This window comes from Micromonospora sp. NPDC050795, assembly GCF_044456785.1.
Taxonomy (GTDB): Bacteria; Actinomycetota; Actinomycetes; order Mycobacteriales; family Micromonosporaceae; genus Micromonospora.
In genome coordinates, this window is sequence record NZ_JBITGE010000006.1 from 193,865 (window position 1) to 211,785 (window position 17,921).

The 17,921-nt window shown below is 70.7% G+C and carries 14 protein-coding genes, 1 tRNA gene and 1 pseudogene; 13 read left to right on the forward strand and 3 right to left on the reverse strand.

Features of this window, described 5'->3' with window-relative positions; translation table 11 throughout:
* The first annotated feature begins 79 nt into the window (after nt 1–79).
* Genes ACIBEF_RS07985 through ACIBEF_RS07995 form a run of 3 tightly spaced genes read left to right on the forward strand, consistent with a single transcriptional unit; the run spans nt 80 to nt 2,099 of the window.
* A complete protein-coding gene (locus tag ACIBEF_RS07985) occupies nt 80–706 on the forward strand; it encodes a TetR/AcrR family transcriptional regulator (protein ID WP_396792205.1) in 627 nt (208 codons plus the stop codon).
* Nucleotides 703–1,002 (forward strand): antibiotic biosynthesis monooxygenase family protein, encoded by a 300-nt coding sequence (locus ACIBEF_RS07990; RefSeq protein ID WP_396792207.1) that lies wholly within the window; start codon nt 703–705, stop codon nt 1,000–1,002. The genes ACIBEF_RS07985 and ACIBEF_RS07990 overlap by 4 nt, the downstream gene beginning before the upstream one ends.
* Nucleotides 999–2,099, forward strand: coding sequence for a GDSL-type esterase/lipase family protein (locus tag ACIBEF_RS07995; protein WP_396792209.1), 1,101 nt, complete (start codon nt 999–1,001; stop codon nt 2,097–2,099). Before ACIBEF_RS07990 ends, ACIBEF_RS07995 begins: the two co-directional genes overlap by 4 nt.
* A 38-nt stretch (nt 2,100–2,137) precedes the next feature.
* On the opposite strand, the gene ACIBEF_RS08000 is transcribed toward ACIBEF_RS07995, so the two are convergent.
* Nucleotides 2,138–3,454: a D-arabinono-1,4-lactone oxidase gene (locus tag ACIBEF_RS08000; protein ID WP_396792211.1), complete on the reverse strand. Its 1,317-nt coding sequence runs from the start codon at nt 3,452–3,454 to the stop codon at nt 2,138–2,140.
* 226 nt (nt 3,455–3,680) lie between these two features.
* Here ACIBEF_RS08000 and ACIBEF_RS08005 point away from each other — a divergent pair, with 226 nt between their 5' ends.
* On the forward strand, nt 3,681–4,286 hold the full coding sequence (locus ACIBEF_RS08005) for a TetR family transcriptional regulator (protein WP_355004910.1): 606 nt from the start codon (nt 3,681–3,683) through the stop codon (nt 4,284–4,286).
* Between the two features lie 50 nt (nt 4,287–4,336).
* Here ACIBEF_RS08005 and ACIBEF_RS08010 read toward each other — a convergent pair whose 3' ends face one another.
* Nucleotides 4,337–5,542, reverse strand: a complete 1,206-nt coding sequence (locus ACIBEF_RS08010; RefSeq protein ID WP_396792214.1) for an amino acid deaminase/aldolase — start codon at nt 5,540–5,542, stop codon at nt 4,337–4,339.
* A gap of 307 nt (nt 5,543–5,849) precedes the next feature.
* Here ACIBEF_RS08010 and tmk point away from each other — a divergent pair, with 307 nt between their 5' ends.
* The 6 genes from tmk (at nt 5,850) to ACIBEF_RS08040 (ending at nt 11,863) form a co-directional block, all read left to right on the forward strand.
* A complete protein-coding gene (gene tmk / locus ACIBEF_RS08015; RefSeq protein ID WP_396792248.1) occupies nt 5,850–7,949 on the forward strand; it encodes a dTMP kinase in 2,100 nt (699 codons plus the stop codon).
* Nucleotides 7,949–9,208 carry a DNA polymerase III subunit delta' gene (locus ACIBEF_RS08020; protein ID WP_396792216.1) on the forward strand — a complete coding sequence of 420 codons (1,260 nt, stop codon included), beginning with the start codon at nt 7,949–7,951 and terminating at the stop codon, nt 9,206–9,208. The genes tmk and ACIBEF_RS08020 overlap by 1 nt, the downstream gene beginning before the upstream one ends.
* Before the next feature lie 122 nt (nt 9,209–9,330).
* Complete coding sequence (locus tag ACIBEF_RS08025) at nt 9,331–9,660, forward strand: YbaB/EbfC family nucleoid-associated protein (RefSeq protein WP_053659404.1); 330 nt, start codon at nt 9,331–9,333, stop codon at nt 9,658–9,660.
* A 1-nt stretch (nt 9,661) separates the two neighbouring features.
* Nucleotides 9,662–9,967, forward strand: a complete 306-nt coding sequence (locus ACIBEF_RS08030; RefSeq protein WP_396792218.1) for a hypothetical protein — start codon at nt 9,662–9,664, stop codon at nt 9,965–9,967.
* Complete coding sequence (locus tag ACIBEF_RS08035) at nt 9,967–10,647, forward strand: hypothetical protein (RefSeq protein ID WP_396792220.1); 681 nt, start codon at nt 9,967–9,969, stop codon at nt 10,645–10,647. The genes ACIBEF_RS08030 and ACIBEF_RS08035 overlap by 1 nt, the downstream gene beginning before the upstream one ends.
* A gap of 376 nt (nt 10,648–11,023) precedes the next feature.
* Nucleotides 11,024–11,863, forward strand: coding sequence for a stage 0 sporulation family protein (locus tag ACIBEF_RS08040; protein WP_396792222.1), 840 nt, complete (start codon nt 11,024–11,026; stop codon nt 11,861–11,863).
* Between the two features lie 129 nt (nt 11,864–11,992).
* Here ACIBEF_RS08040 and ACIBEF_RS08045 read toward each other — a convergent pair whose 3' ends face one another.
* Entirely contained in the window at nt 11,993–13,879 is a 1,887-nt protein-coding gene (locus ACIBEF_RS08045) for a metallophosphoesterase family protein (RefSeq protein ID WP_396792224.1), read from the reverse strand.
* Between the two features lie 12 nt (nt 13,880–13,891).
* Here ACIBEF_RS08045 and ACIBEF_RS08050 point away from each other — a divergent pair.
* The 3 genes and pseudogenes from ACIBEF_RS08050 to ACIBEF_RS08060 form a co-directional block, all read left to right on the forward strand.
* Nucleotides 13,892–13,965, forward strand: a tRNA-Thr gene (locus ACIBEF_RS08050).
* A 265-nt stretch (nt 13,966–14,230) separates the two neighbouring features.
* Nucleotides 14,231–17,578, forward strand: a complete 3,348-nt coding sequence (locus ACIBEF_RS08055) for an SNF2-related protein (protein ID WP_396792226.1) — start codon at nt 14,231–14,233, stop codon at nt 17,576–17,578.
* Between the two features lie 58 nt (nt 17,579–17,636).
* Nucleotides 17,637–17,827, forward strand: a pseudogene (locus tag ACIBEF_RS08060) (hypothetical protein); the annotation flags it as partial.
* Between the last annotated feature and the right edge of the window lie 94 nt (nt 17,828–17,921).

Genomic DNA, 17,921 nt, shown 5'->3' on the forward strand with positions numbered 1-17,921 from the left:
AAGATTTATTTGTGGTGTTTCGGGTCACGCGAGCGGCCGGGCCTTCGCGGTCTTGCCGGTACCGTCGTACCGTATTGTCATGCCGACACGGAAGAGGCGCGCGGGCGGAGAGAAGCGGGATGCCGTTCTCGACGCCGTTGCCGGCGTCCTGGCCACCCGCGGTTACGAGAACACCCGCTTCGCGGACGTGTCGGCTGCCGGTGGGGTGGCGATCAGCACCCTCCAGACCTACTTCGGCTCCCGCGAAGACATGATCATCGAGGCGATGCAGGTGTTCACCGACCGGGAGGTGGAGGCCCTACGAGCCGTCTCCACCGCCGAGGACGATCCGTGGCGACGACTTGTCGCGTTGGTCGACCGGAGCCTGCACAACTCGGAGCAGACCCGGCAGGTTCTGGTCGAGTTCGGGCGTTCCGCGATGCGCGACGACGAGCTGCGCGACTACAGCGCCACCGTGCAGGAGCGGTACCGGGCACCCTTCCTGGCCGCCGTCCGGGAAGGCGCTGCCCGGGGTGTGTTCACGCTGGCCCACGACGCCGAGGGGGTGACGGACCTCCTGCTCTCGGCGCTGGCCGGTCTGATCATCTCTCGCGTCCAGCACCACCCCACGCCGGCACCGGCGGACTTCCGCGATGTCCTCCTGACCCAGCTCAGGCTGATGCTGGGCGTCGACGGCTCCCAACCCGAACGGATCGAGGCACGATGACCACCGTCGAAATCACCCGTTTCCGCGTCCCCGCCGAGCACGCGGACGCCCTGCTGGCCGCGCGGCCGGCGATGCTGCGTGACTTCCAGGCCGACCGTGACGGCTTCCTCGGTGCGCGACTGATCCGGCTGGCGGCCGACGAGTGGCTGGACATCGTCTTCTGGGCCTCGTCCGAGGACTACGCCGAATCCCGCCGCCGGGGCGCCAACCTGCCCGGCATCCAGACCTTCTTCTCGCTGATCGAATCAGTGATCAGCATGGAGGAGGGCACCACCACCGACCTGGACCAGCCATGATCTGGACCGCCGGGCTCCGTACCGGGTTGCTCAGCCCGTACGGGCAGCTCCAGTTCAGCGAACCCCGTGGCTTCGCCGACCAGACCGTCCGTCAGGTGCTGCACCTGGCCGGCGGCGGGGAGGCCTTCCGGGTACGGCTGACGAACCGCTACGGCCGCACCCCGTTGACCATCGGGGCTGCCACTGTCGCCGTTGGCGGCCAGTGGGTCGCTCTCACCGTCGACGGCGCGGAGCGTCACGTCATCCCGGCGGGTGAGGAGGCGGTCACCGACCCGGTGGGCATCCCCGTCGCGGCCGGCACGGATCTGGTGCTGAGCCTCTACCTTCCGGAGCGGACCGGTCTGGCCACCCATTCGCACAAGCCGGCCGAGGTCGCCCGGATAGTCGACGGGAATCACGTCACCTCTCCCGATCTGGTGGGGGCCGAGCAGGTCGAGGCCAGGTACCACCTCGCGGGCGTCGACGTGCTCGCCCCCCGGGACACCGCTGTCGCCGTTGCCTTCGGCGACTCCTGGTTCGAAGGCGTCGGCACCACGACGAGCGCGAATCGTCGCTCGGTCGACGTCCTCAACCGGCGTCTGAAGCGTGGGTGGGTGGTCAACCAGGGCATCGCCGGCAACCGTCTCCTGCGCGACGGCGTCGGTGAACACGCGCTGGCGCGTTTCGACACTGACGTCCTCTCCATCCCCGCCCTGACCCACGTCCTGGTCCACTTCGGAATCAACGACCTCGGTCTCCCGGTCATGCTGGGCGAGCCGGCCGTCACCGCCGACGCTCTCGTCGAGGGCTTCCGGGCGCTGGCCGACCGCGCCCACGGCGCCGGTCTGCGGATCGTCGTCGCCACCATCGGCCCCTTCGCGGGCGCCGGCCCGGAGATCAGCACGCCGGCGGGCCTCGCCACCCGACGCGAGGTGAACGACTGGATCCGTACGACGGACGCCTTCGACGCCGTCTTCGATGTGGCGAGCGCCGTCGCGGATCCGCGCGCCCCCGACCACATCCACCCGGCCCTGGACAGCGGCGACGGCATGCACCTGAACGACAGGGGCGCGGAGGCGATGGCCGACGCGGTGAACCTGGACGACCTGGTGCTCTAGCGCTGGTCACCGCGACGGCGCGTACCGACGTGAGTGGGTCAGACCCCGAGGACGTGCAACAGGTGGGGGTTGGTGAAGACGCGGTGGGGGTCGAGCCGGTCGCGGACGGCCTGGAAGTCCGCGAAGCGGGGGTACGCGGTGGCCAGCGAGGCGGCGTCGCGGTAGTGCAGCTTGCCCCAGTGCGGGCGACCGCCCAGCCCGGCGGCCACCTGCTCGAAGGCCCGGAAGTACGGCTCGTACGGCATGCCGACGTACTGGTGCACGGCGATGTAGGCGTTGTCCCGGCCGTAGCCGTGCGACAGCCAGATGTCGTCGGCGGCGGTGAATCGCACCTCCACCGGAAAGAGAACCTTGAACGGCAGGCCGTCCACGATCCGCTGGAGCGCGGCGAGCGCCTCGGGCAACGCCTCCCGGGGCAGGCCGTACTCCATCTCCACGAAGCGGACCCGGCGCGGCGTGCAGAAGACCCGGTCGGAGCGTCCGGTGTACTGCCGTTCGGTGAGGGCGCGGGCGGACACCGCGCTGATCCCCGGGGCCAGCGCGGGCATGGCCCGGCCGAGTCGGCAGGCGCCGGCGAAGACCCGGTTGGACAGGAAGTCGTCGTCCACCCAGCCGCGCCAGCGGGACAGCGGCCGGTCGTCGGCGGGTACCCGGTCGTTGGCCTTGACCTGGACTCGGGACGTGTACGGGAACCAGTAGAACTCGACATGGTCGTGCCGGCCGATCAGCTCGGGCAGTTCGCCGAGCACGTCGGCCAGTTCGGCCGGTCGTTCGTGGGCGCGCAGGATGAAGGCGTCCACGCAACGCAGAGTTACCTCGACCAGGACGCCGAGCGCGCCGAGCGACACCCGGGCGGCGGCGAGGACGTCGGGATGCTCGTCGGCGGAGCAGCGCAGCACCTCGCCGGTGCCGGTGACCAGGGTGACCGCCTCGACGAAGGTGGAGAGGCACCCGTAGCCGGCTCCGGTGCCGTGGGTGCCGGTGGAGATCGCCCCGGCGACGGTCTGCGCGTCGATGTCGCCGAGGTTGGGCAGCGCGAGGCCGTGCCGGGCGAGCAGGCCGTTGAGCGCGTGCAGGGTCATTCCCGCCGGTACGGTGACCAGTCGATGGGCGACGTCCACACTGACGGTGGTGTCCAGGTCGGACAGGTCCATCCGGCGGTCGTCGGCGAGCGCGACGGCGGTGAACGAGTGGCCGCTGCCCGTCACCCGGATCCGGCCACCGTCGGCGGCGGCGGATCGGACGGCTTCTGCGACGTCGGTCGGCGAGCCGGGGCGCAGGATCGCGCTGGCGCTGCCACGCTGGTTCCCGGCCCAGTTGGACCATCCAGCCCCGAGCGGTGCGGTGCGGACCATGCGCGCTCCTCATTCATGAATATGAACTGACTTCATATCAGGAACGTTCTAGCTGGTAAATACCGCAATTGCGATCCGCTCGTTGTACCGGTAGTCACGGACTCGTGACGTGGAGATATGTTCATCCGTCGAAGGGGGGTGGCGCAGAGTGTCCACACCAGCCGCCACGACCGGGCCGCTGCGCCGCGTACCGGTGCAAGGTCGAAGTGTCGCGCGGGTACAGCGCATGTTGGATGCCTGCGCCGAACTCGTCGACGAGGTGGGGTACGAGGGGCTGACCACCACCCTGCTCGCCGAGCGGGCCGAGGTGGCGATCGGGTCGGTCTACCAGTTCTTTCCGGACAAGCGAGCCATCGTGCAGGCGTTGACCCTGCGGACCATGGAGTCCTACCTCCAGCGCCTCGACGAGCGGTTCGCCTCCGACGAGATGACCCACTGGTGGGACGGCGTCGACGCGGGCATCGACGAGTACATCACGATGCACCGCACCGTCCCCGGGTTCCGGACCCTGCACTTCGGCGACGTGGTCGACCTGCACCTGCTCGACGAGCAGCGGGACAACAACGGCGTGATCGCCGACCAGTTGGCCCGGGTGCTCACCGAGCGTTTCGGGCTCACCGACGTGCCCAAGCTGCGCTTCGTGCTGGAGATCGCCGTCGAGGCGGCGGACGCGCTGATCAAGCTCGCGTTCCGTCGAAAGTCCGACGGTGACGAGCGGGTGCTGCTGGAGGCGAAGGCGTTGATCCGGGAGTACCTGCACCGCCAGGTCGACGGCCCGGACAACGGCCGGTCCGCAGTCGGCAAGCAGGCCGAGGCGCCCCAACCCGCCTGAGTCGGCGTGGGGCGCCGGCCCCGGCCGGCGGTGGGGGCGGTTGTCCGGTCTCAGAGGAAGGCCCGCCCCTCACCCCGGTAGGTGGGGACGGTAGCCACGACCGTGTCGCCCTCGATCAGGTGCAGCTCGTTGACCCGTTCACACAGCTCACCCGCCTTGGCGTGCCGGAACCACACCCGGTCGCCGACGCGCAGCCCGGCCGCCGCCGCTCCGGACAGCGGAGTCTGCACCTCGCCGGCGCCCTCGGTGCCGACCAGCTTCAGCCCCGCCGGTAGCCACGGCCGGGGCAGTCGACTGTCGGCGGCCGGTCCGGAGGCGATCCAGCCACCGCCGAGCACCGTCGCCAACTCCGGCGTCGGTCGGCGGACCACCGCGCAGGCGAAGAACGCCGCCGGGGTGGGCCGCCAGGCGCGGTACGCGTCGAACAGCGTCGGCCCGTACAGGCCCGATCCCGCGGTGATCTCGGTTACCGCGGGATCGGCGCTGGTCGCGGCCATGCTGCCGGTGCCGCCGCCGTTGACGAACTCCAGGTCGGCGTGCTCGCGTACCGCCGCGACCGCCGCACCACGGCGGGCCAGCAACTCCCGGTACGACCCGCGCTGGGCCAGCCTGATCGCGCCCGCCAGCAGCGTTCTGCCCGGCGGCGCGTCGCCCAGGCCGGCGATCTGCGCCTCGTACGACATCAGCCCGACCAGCCGGAAGCCGGGCCGACGGGCGACGGCGGCGGCGAGCGCGCCGGCTGCCCGGGCGCTGTGCACCGGTGAGCGGCGGACGCCGACGTGCACCCCGCGCAGCGGTCGCCAGGAGGCGTCCAGATCGAGGCAGAGCCGTAGCTCGGCGCGCTGCCCCGGGGACTTGATGGCGTCGATGAGGTCGAGTTGGCCGGCGCTGTCGATCATCAGGGTGATCGCGGCGGCGAGTGTCTGGTCGGCGCCCAGCTCGGCGAGGGCGGCCCGGTCGGCGCTCGGGTACGCGACCAGCACGTCGTCGCTGACGCCGACGCGGACCAACCAGATCGCCTCGGGCAGTGTGAAGGCCATCACGCCCTGCCAGCCGGGTCGGGCGAGGGCTCGACTGATCAATTCCCGGCTGCGGACCGACTTGCTGGCAATCCGGACCGGCTTTCCCGCGGCGCGGTCGGCCAGGGCGGCCGAATTGGCGTCGAAGGCGGTGAGGTCGACCACCGCGTACGGGGGGTCGAGGTGGGCAGTCGCCCGATCCAGGCGCTCGCGAAGTTTGTCGCTTTCGATGGCCATGTGTGCACGCTAACTGTCTGACGGAGAATGCGAAATACCCTCGCGTACGTCCGGGCTGCGGTCGGTACCTCCGGCGGCCTAGGCTCAGCGAGCAGGAGAATGTCGCCCGGGGGGTGGCCCCCACCGGGTCTAGAGTGTTGCACCGGAGGTGCCCAGCGATGGGCCGGCACGTGGAGGTACGGCCATCGAAAGCCAGAACAGCGGCGAGTCGCCCGGCGTGTCGCGCTCGGGTGGCCAGTCGGTCAACGCCGCCACGCAGCCCAACGGCGGTCAGGTTGATCCGTCCGGTTATGCCGCTATCCGGTCCGTGCTGCGCATCCGGCCGTTCCGCCGGCTCTGGATCGTGCTCGGCGCAGCCTCCTTCGGTGACTGGCTCGGCCTGCTGGCCACCGCCCTCTTCGCCGCCTCGCAGGTGCAGGGCAGCACCGCCCAGGGCGCCGCGTTCGGCGGGGTCACCGCGATCCGGCTGCTGCCCGCGCTGGTGCTCGGCCCGGTTGCCGGCGTCTTCGCCGACCGGTTCGACCGGCGCTGGACGATGGTCATCTGCGACCTGCTGCGCTTCGTGCTCTTCGCGTCCATTCCGCTCTACGCCCTCAGTGGGGCTGCGGGCGGCCTGGTGGTCGGCTGGGCGCTGATCGCCACCTTCCTGATCGAGTCGCTCACCCTGCTCTGGATCCCGGCCAAGGAGGCCGCGGTCCCGAACCTGATCCCGCGGGCCCGGCTGGAGGCGGCCAACCAGCTCACCCTGATCACCACCTACGGCCTCACCCCGGTCGCCGCCGCCATCGGCCTCGCCGTGCTCGACCGTGGCGTCCGTGGTGCCGTCGGTGGCGACCTGCCCTCCTGGGCCGAGCCGGCCCAGCTCGCACTCTGGTTCAACGCCTTCTCCCGGCTCGCCACCGCGCTGGTGGTGGCGTTCGGGATCAAGGAGATCAGCGAGGCGCAACGCGGCGAGGCGGAGCGTGCCGAGCAGAGCATGTTCCGGCAGTTCTCCGAGGGCTGGAAGTACATCGGCCAGACCCCGCTCGTTCGCGGCCTGGTGCTGGGCATCTTCGGCGCGTTCGCCGGCGGCGGCATCGTGGTCGGTACCGCCAAGTTCTTCGCCAACTCGCTGGGTGCCGGTGACGCCGCGTTCTCGCTGCTCTTCGGCGCGATCTTCGTCGGCCTGGCGCTCGGCATCGGGCTCGGCCCGATGGTCGTCAAGGAGATGTCCCGGCGTCGCTGGTTCGGCATGAGCATCGTGCTGGCCAGCGCCGCGGTGATGACCCTCGCCTTCGCCATCCACCTGTCCATGGCGATCGTCGGCGCGGTGCTGGTCGGCGCCGGTGCCGGGATGGCCTTCCTGGCCGGCACCACGCTGCTGGGCGGGGAGGTGGCCGACGAGGTGCGCGGCCGGGTCTTCGCGGTGGTGCAGATCGGCACCCGACTGGTGCTGATCCTGGCCATCGGCCTGAGCAGCGTGTTGGTCGGCGTTGGTGGCTCGCGCAAGCTGGAGATCGCCGACCTCGGCATCTCCGTCTCCTCCACCCGACTGCTGCTGCTCGCCGCCGGTGCTGCCGGCATCTTCGCCGGGATCAGCGCGTTCGGCCAGATGGACGACAAGAAGGGCGTCCCGGTCCTCGCCGACCTGTGGGGCTCCATCCGGGGCCGTCCGCTGATGCCCGCCGAGCCGTTCGTCTCCGCCGGTCTCTTCGTGGTCTTCGAGGGCGGCGAGGGCGCGGGGAAGTCCACCCAGCTCACCGCGCTCTCCGAGCGGCTGCGCGGTCACGGCCGAGAGGTGGTGGTCACCCGCGAGCCGGGGGCCACCGGCGTCGGCCGGCGAATCCGGTCGCTGGTGCTGGACACCTCCGGCGACGACGCGCCCTCCCCCCGGGCCGAGGCACTGCTATACGCCGCCGACCGGGCGCACCACGTGGCCACCGTCGTCCGGCCCGCGCTGGTTCGGGGCGGCGTGGTGATCAGTGACCGGTACGTCGACTCGTCCCTGGCGTACCAGGGCGCCGGCCGGACACTGCCCGTCGACGAGGTCTCCTGGCTCTCCTCCTGGGCCACCGGTGGGCTCAAGCCCGACCTGGTGGTGCTGCTGGACGTCGAACCGCGCACCGGTCTGTCCCGGGTGGCCTCGCGCAACACCGGCACCGACCGGCTGGAGGCGGAGTCGGTCGCCTTCCACGAGCGCGTCCGGTACGCGTTCCTCGACCTCGCCGCCGCCGACCCGAAGCGCTACCTGGTGCTCGACGCGTCCCGTCCGGCCGACGAGATCACCGGGCTGGTGGTCCGGCGGGTCGAGGAGATGCTCGGCAAGCCGGGTGGCATCGTGCACCCGCGGCCGGCGCAGGGCCCGGACACCTCGGTGCAACCTGAGTTATCCGACGCGGAGCTGGTGACGATGGAGCACAAGACCTGATGCCGGACGTCTTCGCCGACCTGGTTGGCCAGGACGAGGCGGTGGTCGAGCTGCGGCGCGCCGCCGCGGCGGCCGCCGCCGTCCTGCGTGCTGGCGCCGCCGCGTTGGTCACCGCCGGCCCGGCCGGCGGTGACGGGTCCGCGGCCGACGAGGCTGGGACCGGCGTGGACCCGTCCGCCGGGATGACGCACGCGTGGATCTTCACAGGGCCTCCCGGTTCCGGCCGCTCGGTCGCCGCGCGCGCGTTCGCCGCCGCACTCCAGTGCGTGCACGGCACCGGCTGCGGTGAGTGCCCCGGCTGCCACACCACAATGGGTGCCACAAACGCCGACGTGCGGATGGTGGTTCCGGAAGGGCTCTCCATCGGCGTCGGCGAGATGCGCGCCCTGGTGTTCCGCGCGGCCAGCACCCCGTCCGGCGGGCGTTGGCAGGTGGTGGTCATCGAGGACGCCGACCGGCTCACCGAGGCCGCCGGCAACGCGCTGCTCAAGGCGATCGAGGAACCACCGCCGCGGACGGTCTTCCTGCTCTGCGCCCCGTCCACCCACCCGGACGACATCTCGGTGACCATCCGGTCGCGCTGCCGGGTCGTACCCCTGCGGCAGCCGCCGGCCGCCGCGGTGGCCGAGGTGCTGGTTCGTCGGGACGGCATCGCGCCCGACGTGGCGCAGTGGGCGGCGTCGGCCGCGCAGGGTCACGTGGGTCGGGCCCGCCGACTGGCCCGCGACCCGGAGGCCCGCAAACGACGCGAGGCGGTGCTCGCGGTGCCCCGCCGGTTGACCGGTGTCGGCGCGGCGTTCGACGCGGCGTCCGCACTGATCGAGGCGGCCGAGGCGGAGGCCGAGGCGTCGGTCACCGAGGCCGACACGACCGAGCGGGCGGCACTGGAGACCGCGCTCGGCGCGGGCGGCACCGGCCGGGGCGCGGCCGGCGCCCTGCGAGGCGCTGCCGGGCAGCTCAAGGAGCTGGAGAAGCGGCAGAAGTCCCGGGCCACCCGGGCCCAGCGGGACGCACTGGACCGGGCGCTGGTCGACCTCGCGGGCTTCTACCGGGACGCGCTCACCATGGCGCTGAGCGCACCCGTCGCCCCGGTGCACACCGACACGGCCACGCTGGCCGGTGCCGGCGCGCAGAAGTGGGACGCCGAGGGGGCGCTGCGCCGGTTGGAGGCCGTGCTCGCCTGCCGTGCCGCGATCGAGGCGAACGTCAAGCCGCGGATCGCGGTCGAGGCGATGATGCTCGCTCTCTGGAAGGGCTGACCCGCACTTCCCGGCCGTTGTCCACAGGCATCGACAGGCCCGATTGCGGTGCGGTACGGTCCCTGTGCCGTGGTGACGGTGGCACCACACTGAGTGATGAATCACCCGGGAGGAGTCGGCCGATGCCGCGGGGGGAGATCGACGAGGCCTGGATCGAGGAGGCGGTGCGACGCTACCGCCGGATCGAGTCCCTCCAGGCCGAGTTCGACCAGGCGGTGTCGACCGTCGAAGTGACCGTCCGCTCGCCGGACGGCCTGGTCGAGGTGGTGGTCACCGCCGGTGGACGGATCACCGACGTCCGGTTCCTCGGGCCGCTGCACAGCCGCAGCCCACGCGACGTCGCCGGTTCCGTGCAGGCTGCGGTCACCGCGGCGGCCGACGCCGCCGAATGGGCCCGGGAAAAGCTGCACAACGAGACGTTCGCCGCCTACCGACCGCTCGCGGGGGCCTGAGATGGACACACTGCGCGCGCTCTCCGCCCGACTGGACGAGGCGAGCGCCACGCTCACCGTCGTTTCGCACACCGTCACCGCCAGCGATCCGGCCCAGGCCGCGTTCGGCGCCGACGCACCGGGCCGCCCGGGCGAGATCGGTCGGGCGCTGCACCGGCAGTGGACCACCGCCACCGACGACCGGGCCCGGGAGGCCCGCGCAGCGGCCGGTCGACTGTCCGCCGCCGCGGCTGCCGTGCGGGAGGCCGCCGATCGCTACGCCGAGGTCGACCGGGCGGCCCGCCGCCGGCTCACCGGGGAACCGTGATGGACGCGCTGGACCGGCTCGCCGAGCCCGGCCTCGACCTGCTCCGCCGGGTGGACAGACTGATCGCGGCCGGTGTCCCCGAGGGGCACCGGGTCTGGCCGCTACTGCGCCGCATGCAGGTGCTGCCGGGCGACGCGGTCCGCGGCTTCCTCGACCTGCACCCCGTGCCGCTCGCCAGCGCCGGCCACGCGGTGCGCCGGCTCGTCCGGGGGTACGACGACGTCTCCGCCGCGCTCACCGACCCGGTGCTCTGGTCCGGTCCGGCCGCCACGGCGTACGGGCAACAGCGGGCGGCGCTGCTGCGCCACCTCGACGAGGGGCCGGACAGCCTGGTCGGGCGACTCGAATCCACCGCCTGTTACGCCGACGCCCTCGCCGACTGGGTGGAGGGCAGCCGACTCGCGCTGGCCCGCACGTTAGCCGACGTGCTCCGCTCGGCCGAAGCGGTCGCCGTGGTCGCCGCCACCGCCGCCGGTGCGTCGACCCGCCCCGGGCCGGTCGGGCCCGGTGTGGCCGACGCCGCCGAGATCGCCGCACGGGTGCTGGCGGTGCTCTGCGTCGCGTACGACGGTGCGGAGACGCTGCTGCGTCAGTGGGGGCCGAGCCTGGCCGAGACCGCGTGGCGTCCGCCAACGGACGGGCGTCCCCACTACGACCAGCCCACCCGGGTCGGCTGGTAGCTGAGCCCGGCCCTCCGGCCGTGGTCGCTTCGCCCCGCCGTTCGGTCTTCGGCCGTGGCTGCGTCGCCCCGTCTCTCGGCCTCCGGCCGCGACCGCTCTGCCTCGGACAGGCCACGGCGTCGCTCGCGGGCGCCTGACCTGAAGCCGGCGCTCACGGCGACGCCGTGGTCTTCCCCCTGCACCCCCCGCAGTTCTGCCTCCACTCAACGCCGCCGAGGCACCTCTTGTCTCCTGCCCGGCCCCGGATTCAACCGTCCGGGCGAGCAGCAACGGCACGACGGGACGCCAGGCAATAGGTCGAGTCGACGGTCATGAATGGCAGCGGGGCGTAGCCGGCCGGTGCGCCTTGCGCCGCGACCCGTCGTAGGGTGGGGGGATGGGCATGCTCTGCGCGGTCAGCTTCAACCGGTACGGGCGGCTCTACTACCTCGACCCGGGCGAGTTGCGTCCGCAGGTGGGCGACCGGGTGCTGGTGCCCACCGATGACGGGCCCGAGGTGGCGGAGTGCGTGTGGGCCGCGCAGTGGGTGACCGAGGAGACCGACGGCTTCCCCCGCCTGGTCGGGTTGGCCGGCGACGACGACCTCCGCCGGGATGAGGCGTTGCGTCGCCGCAAGGCCGAGGCCAAGTTCGCCGCGAAACGGCTGATCCGCTCGCACGGCCTGCCGATGAAGGTGGTGGCGGTCGACCATGTGCTCGGTTCCGCCGAGAGCGGCGGTGAGCGCAGCACCGTCTACTTCACCGCCCCGCACCGGGTGGACTTCCGGTCCCTCGTCCGCGACCTGGGCGCGACCCTGCACTGTCGGGTGGAGCTGCGTCAGCTCTCCGCCCGCGACTCCGCGCGGGTGCAGGGCGGCATCGGCTCCTGCGGTCGGGACCTGTGCTGCGCCACGTTCCTCACCGACTTCGAGCCGGTGACCATCCGGATGGCGAAGGACCAGGACCTTCCGCTCAACCCGCTGCGCATCTCCGGCGCGTGCGGGCGGCTGATGTGCTGCCTCAAGTACGAGCACCCGCTGTACCAGCGCTTTCAGGAGACCGCCCCGGCGGTCGGCAGTCGGGTCTCCACCCCCGAGGGTGACGGCCGGGTCGTCGGCCACAGCGTCCCTCGTGACGCGGTGACCGTACGCCTGGACGCCGACGGCTCGCGCTCCATGTGCTCCCGCGCCGACGTCTGCGGCTCCCGCCAAGCCCACAACCAGCAATACACCCCCTAACGCCCCACCCCACCCCCGGACCCCCACCCCCACCCCTCCGTTGATCATGAAGTTATTGCCATCCCGAACGGCGTGGCGGGGCAATAACTTCATGATCAACGGAGGGGTGGGGGTGGGGGTAGGGGTTGGTCAGCGCAGGACTGTGGGGGGTTCGGTCAGGTGGGGGGTCAGGGGGGACTTGGGGGTCAGCCAACTCTGGGTGGGGGACTGGTCGGGGTTCACCTGCCAGTCGCGGGAGACCCGGTCCACCCCCAGCGGGTAGATGCTCAACGTGCCGTCCGGGTCGATGCGCAGTCGCAGGAACGACTTCGAGTCCTCGATGCCCTGGCCGGCGAAGAGTTCGTTGACGTTCACTCCGAACGAGCCCGCCACCAGCAGGTACGCCGCCACCAGTTGGCTTGCGACCAGGCCGATCACCGGGCCGTAGAGCACCGCCGCGGCGACCGCCGGCAGCGGCCACGGCCAGTCGTAGAACGGCAGCGCCAACCAGACCCAGGTGCCGCCCGCCGCCAGGGCCACCTGCGCCACGCCGTGGCCGACGCCGAGGATCCAGTGCCGCGCGTGGCGTTTGCCGCTCGCGCTCGGCGGCTTGGCGAACAGGGCCGCCGCGATCACCGTCACGAGCACCATCACCACCAGCGGGACGCTGAACAGCCGCTGGTCGGTGCTGTCGGCCCAGTTCGCCGTCGCACCGGCCATGGCCAGCATCAACAGGGTGTGCAGAGTGCCGAGCAACGTGGTGAAGCCGGGATTTCGCAACGGCAACCGGGGGAAGATGCCCCAGCCGTAGCGGCGCGACCGCGCGGCGTCCGGATAACGGGCCACCAGGTCGTACGGCTGGGCGGTGCTGGCCTTGCGAGCCAGCGTGTCCCGCGGTGGCACCTCGATGCGCTCCGGCAGCTTGTGCGTGGGGTAGAGGTACGCGCCGCCCCCACCGCAGGTGATCAGCTGCCGGTCGGCCCCCGAGTAGCGGGCGTAGTGGTGCAGGTCGCCGGAGAGCAACAGCCGCACCCGCGCCCCGGTGGGGTCGATGATCGTGCGGATGAAGTAGTCGATCGAGTCGTACGCCGTGGGGTCGTCGGCGGCCTTGACCCAGGTCGGCGCCGGCGCCGCGATGATCACCTTGGACTCCGGCCCGAGCCGGCGGGCCACCTCGTCGAAGTAGGCCAGCTGCGGGTCGTCCAGGTACGAGCCGGACTGGTCGTCCACGCCGAGCAACCACCAGTCGGCCGGCAACTCCACAGCGAAGTACGACCGGGACTGCCCGGTGCCCCAGCCCGCGAAGTTGCGGTCCCGGGAGCGGACGAACAACCGCAGGAACGCGGTGAGGCCGTCGTACCAGTCGTGGTTGCCCGGCACCGCGAAGAGCGTCGGCTTCTCGGCCGGCGCCACCGGAAGGGCAGCCTGGTAGGGGCCCTTGCACCGGTCCTCGTACGCGGCGTAGGCCGCCGACGGGTACACCTGGTCGCCGCCCATCACCAGCGTCTGCGCCCGGGGCAGGCGGTGCCCGTCGACGGTCAGCTCGGGCTGCGCCAGCAGGTACGCCACCGAGTAGGTGGCGTTGAAGCCGTCACCGAGGTCGGCCACGTAGTCGAGCCACAGCCCGCCGTCCGGCCCGACCTGGCGGAAGACGTCGTCGCCGAACGCGTTCTGCAACTCGCGCTTGTCGAGGTACGCCCCGAAGAGCATCGCCAGCAGCGTCCGGATGCCGGTGCTGATCAGTAGGAACGGCGCCAGCCAGGGCACCGGCTTGCGCGGCGTGAAGCCCAACTCCAGCGGGTCGGTGCTGCGCGGCCGATGGGCGGCGCGTTCACCGGCCGGCGCGCGGTCAGGGCGTACGGTCGGCTCGTCCTGGCCTTCGGGGTGGTCGCGTTCGTCGCTCACCCGCCGCAGCGTAGTCTCGGCTCCGATCATTCGCTGTCCGGTAAGCGGCCAGATGGCGGCCGATGTCCGGTTGGTGCTGGCTGGCGCGGCGGGGGTATCCCGTTCGGTCGGTGCCGCCGGGGTGCCGTACACTTGCTGATCGTTGCCGCCTTAGCTCAGTCGGCTAGAGCGACGCACTCGTAATGCGTAGGTCGACGGTTCGATTCCGTCAGGCGGCTCAGGGTGATGCCCTGACCAGCGGATGTGCTGGTCAGGGCATCAATTTCATCGATGAAGATTTGAGTCGCCCCCCGAAAACGCCCCTGGTGTCGGCTGAGTGGAGTCAGATCGGGACGTTGTGCGAGCGTGGGTGGCCGGCGGTGACGATGCACCGCGGACGAGGCGTGAGGTGCGGACGCAGTTACGGGTAGGCCATGGTCACGTCGTCCAGCCGGACCGAAAGTTCCCCCCAGCCGAGACCGGACTGTGGTCCCAGTTTCTCGGATGGGCGACGCCCGGATCGGCGGCGCCTGGTCGCTCGGTAGCGTTGATGTCCGATCACCGATCTGGCGGAGGTTCCTTGTGGGGCGGCTGGTGCTGACGTCTGATGAGGCGGCGGTGTGTGAGGCCGTCGGGGTCAGATCGTTTGTGCAGGCTCGTTCACTGGTGGCGAGCGGCGCTCTGGTCAAGGTGAGCTGGGACCCGCGTTCCGGCCGTGGGCGGGCCGCCGTGCAAGGCGAGAGATCTGGTTGGGTGACGGTGTCGGTCGTCGTCGGCGTCGACGGCGCGCTCAAGAGCGTCAGTGGCGCGTGCACGTGCTCGGCAGCTCCGGTGTGCGCGCATCCGGCTGCCTTGGCGTTGATCGCCTGCACCTCCGAGGCGTCCAAGCCGCAGCCGCCGTCGTCATGGGAGTTGGCGTTGACTGACCTGGTCAGCGCCGACAGCCCGGCCGTCGTGCCAGGTTCCCCGGAGCTGGCGTTGCAGTTCGAGCTCGAAGACGGCGACGGCCGTGGGAGGTGGCGGATCGGGCTCCGGCCAGTAGTGCCGGGCAAGAGGGGCTGGATCCGTAGCGGTGTCTCGTGGGGGACCCTCGGCTTCGGGTACGTCCCTGATTCACCGCACACGCAGCATCATGTGGATCTCTTGGCGGAGTTGCTCGCGCTGGCGGACGACGAGGGGGGCGACCCGTACGGTTACCGCTACTACGGCTCGGGTCAGCGCGTCGTCTACCTGGATGAGTTCCGTGGCCGGCGGGTGTGGGACGTTCTGGCCGAGGCGCGGGAGGCGGGGCTGCCGCTGGTGCAGAGCGGCCGGGCCGCGTCACCGGTTCAGGCATCGGCACGTCCGGTGCGATTTTCGGTGCGGGCCGATCGAGTCGCAGCGGGCCTGCGGCTACGTCCGGCGCTGGTCGACGGCACGGAGACGATCGATCCCGAGAAGCTGATCGTGGTCGGGCAGCCGGCGCACGGCGTCGCCTGGTGGGGTACGACGGGGCCAGGTTCCTCGACTGATCCGGGTACTTTGCGGCTCGCGCCCCTGGCGAGACCGTTGAGCGCGCGGGTCACGGAGGCACTGGCTGCTCCAGCGATCGTCGTTCCGGCCGTCGAAGAGTCCCGTTTCCTGCGGCAATACTATCCGGGGCTCGTCCGTCAGGTCGATGTAGTGCCGGTCGACGAGACGGTGGGTCTGCCTGAGCTCGGGAAGGCGACGCTGACGCTGTCGGTGCGGCCGCTACCGGAACATCGTATGTCGTTGTCCTGGGATTGGGTCACCGTCGTCGGGTTGGAAAACCAGGTGGAGCCGCTGCACGCCGGTGTGCACCACAGTCCCGACCGGGCCGCGATATTGCAACGCGTCACCACTCTGATGGAGGACCCGTCGTACGGGCTGACCGAGCCGTTCCCAGCCGGACGGCGGCTGCTGGAGCACGCCTTCGTCGCTGGTGACGCCATGCTGTGGCTTGTACGGGACGTCCTCCCCCGACTCGTCGGGATGGACGGCGTCGAAGTGGTCGTCAAGCCGCATGACGACGCCCCGGAGTATGTCGAGACGCAGGAAGCCCCGATCGTTTCATTCGCGAGCGCGACCGAGGGCAGTCCCGGCGCGCAGGATTGGTTCGACCTGTCCGTGTGGGTCACCGTGGGTGGTGAGGAAGTCGGCTTCGAAGGGCTGTTCCTCGCGCTTGCCGCCGAGCAGGAGTTCATGATCCTGCCCAGCGGTCGCTATTTCCGGCTTGAGCAGCCCGAGTTCCGGCAGCTGCGCGACCTGATAGCGGAGTCCCGTGAATTGGAGGGTACTCCTCCCGGTGTCGTGCGGGTCGGACGCTTTCAGGCGGGGCTGTGGCAGGAGCTGTCCGAGTTGGGCGAGGTCACCGGTCAGGCCGCGGCCTGGCAGCAGCCCGTGCGCGCGCTCAGCGACGTCAAGACCGGGTCCGCCGACCCGCCACCGACAGGGCTGGACGCCACTCTCCGGCCCTACCAGATGGAGGGCTTCCAATGGCTCGCCACCCTGCACCGGCATAATCTCGGCGGAGTGCTGGCCGACGACATGGGGCTGGGCAAGACGCTGCAGGCACTGGCCCTGATCTGCCACGCAGTCGAACAGGCGTCCGCCGGTGCACCGTTCCTGGTGGTCGCCCCGGCCAGCGTCGTCAGCAACTGGGCGCATGAGGCGGCGCGCTTCGCTCCACACCTCACCGTCACCCCCATCGTCCAGACCGGCGCGCGCCGGACCGGAACGCTGGAACAAGCGGTCACCGGATCGCACATCGTGGTCACGTCCTACACCCTGTTTCGGCTTGAGTACGACGAATACGCCGCGTTGCCGTGGACCGGTCTGATTCTGGACGAGGCGCAGTTCGTCAAGAACCCTCAGTCGCAGACGTACCGATGCGCGAAACAGCTACCAGCCGCCTTCAAGCTCGCGATCACCGGTACGCCGATGGAGAACAACCTGGCTGAGCTCTGGGCCCTGCTCTCCATCACCGCCCCGGGCCTGCTATCTCGGCTCGACCGTTTCACCGACTATTACCGGCGGCCGATCGAGAAGGACAACGACGAGGCGCGGCTTGCGCAACTACGTCGCCGGATCCGTCCCCTCATGCTGCGCCGCCGCAAGGCTGAGGTGGTCACCGAGCTACCGGCAAAGCAGGAGCAGATCATCGAACTGGATCTGAACCCCAAGCATCGCCGGATGTACCAGACCTATCTGCAGCGGGAGCGGCAGAAAGTCCTCGGCCTGCTCGGCGACATGCAAAAGAACCGCTTCGAGATTTTCCGCTCACTGACTCTGCTGCGCCAGGCCAGCCTCGACCTGACCCTGATCGACCCGAAACACCACGCCATCGCGTCGACGAAACTCGATGCGCTCTGCGACCAGGTCACCAATCTCGCCGCCGAGGGGCACCGGGTACTCATCTTCAGCCAGTTCACCCGCTTTTTGACCACCGCTCGGCAACGCCTGGAGGAGGCCGGCGTCGCCTGCTGCTACCTCGACGGCAAGACACGGCGGCGGGCGGAGGTTATCGCCGACTTCAAGAACGGGACGGCGCCGGCTTTCCTGGTCAGCCTCAAGTCGGGCGGCTTCGGGCTGAACCTGACCGAGGCCGACTACTGCATCCTGCTCGACCCGTGGTGGAACCCGGCGACCGAAGCCCAAGCGGTCGACCGTGTTCACCGCATCGGTCAGACCCGCAAGGTCATGGTGTACCGCCTGGTTGCCAAGGACACCATCGAAGAGAAGGTCATGGCGCTACAAGCCAGGAAGGCCGAGCTGTTCAGCAGCGTCCTCGACGGCGGAGAGTTCTCCTCCGCCGAACTGACCGCCGCTGACATCCGCAGTCTGCTCGACTGACTTTCGACGAGGTCGACCATACGCCGGGAATTGGTATCCAAGCATCACCAACGGCACGATGTTCTGCGTGCCCACAACTGTCTCTTCTCGCCCGTCTCCGCATGTCGTTGAGGCGGTGCTGGAGCGGCTGACGTACGTCAACGAGGAGACCGGGTACACCGCGCCCGAGTGGCGACCGGGCGTGGTTCGGATCTGCTGACCGTGGTCGGCGCGCTGCTGGGAGCGCAGCCCGGTGAGAGCCTGCGATTGGGTCTGCTGCACCGATAGGTGACAGTTTCAGTCACGCGGCCTGACTGGCCGGTGGGGTCATGATGGTCTCGTACTCGATAGGGGTCAACCGGGA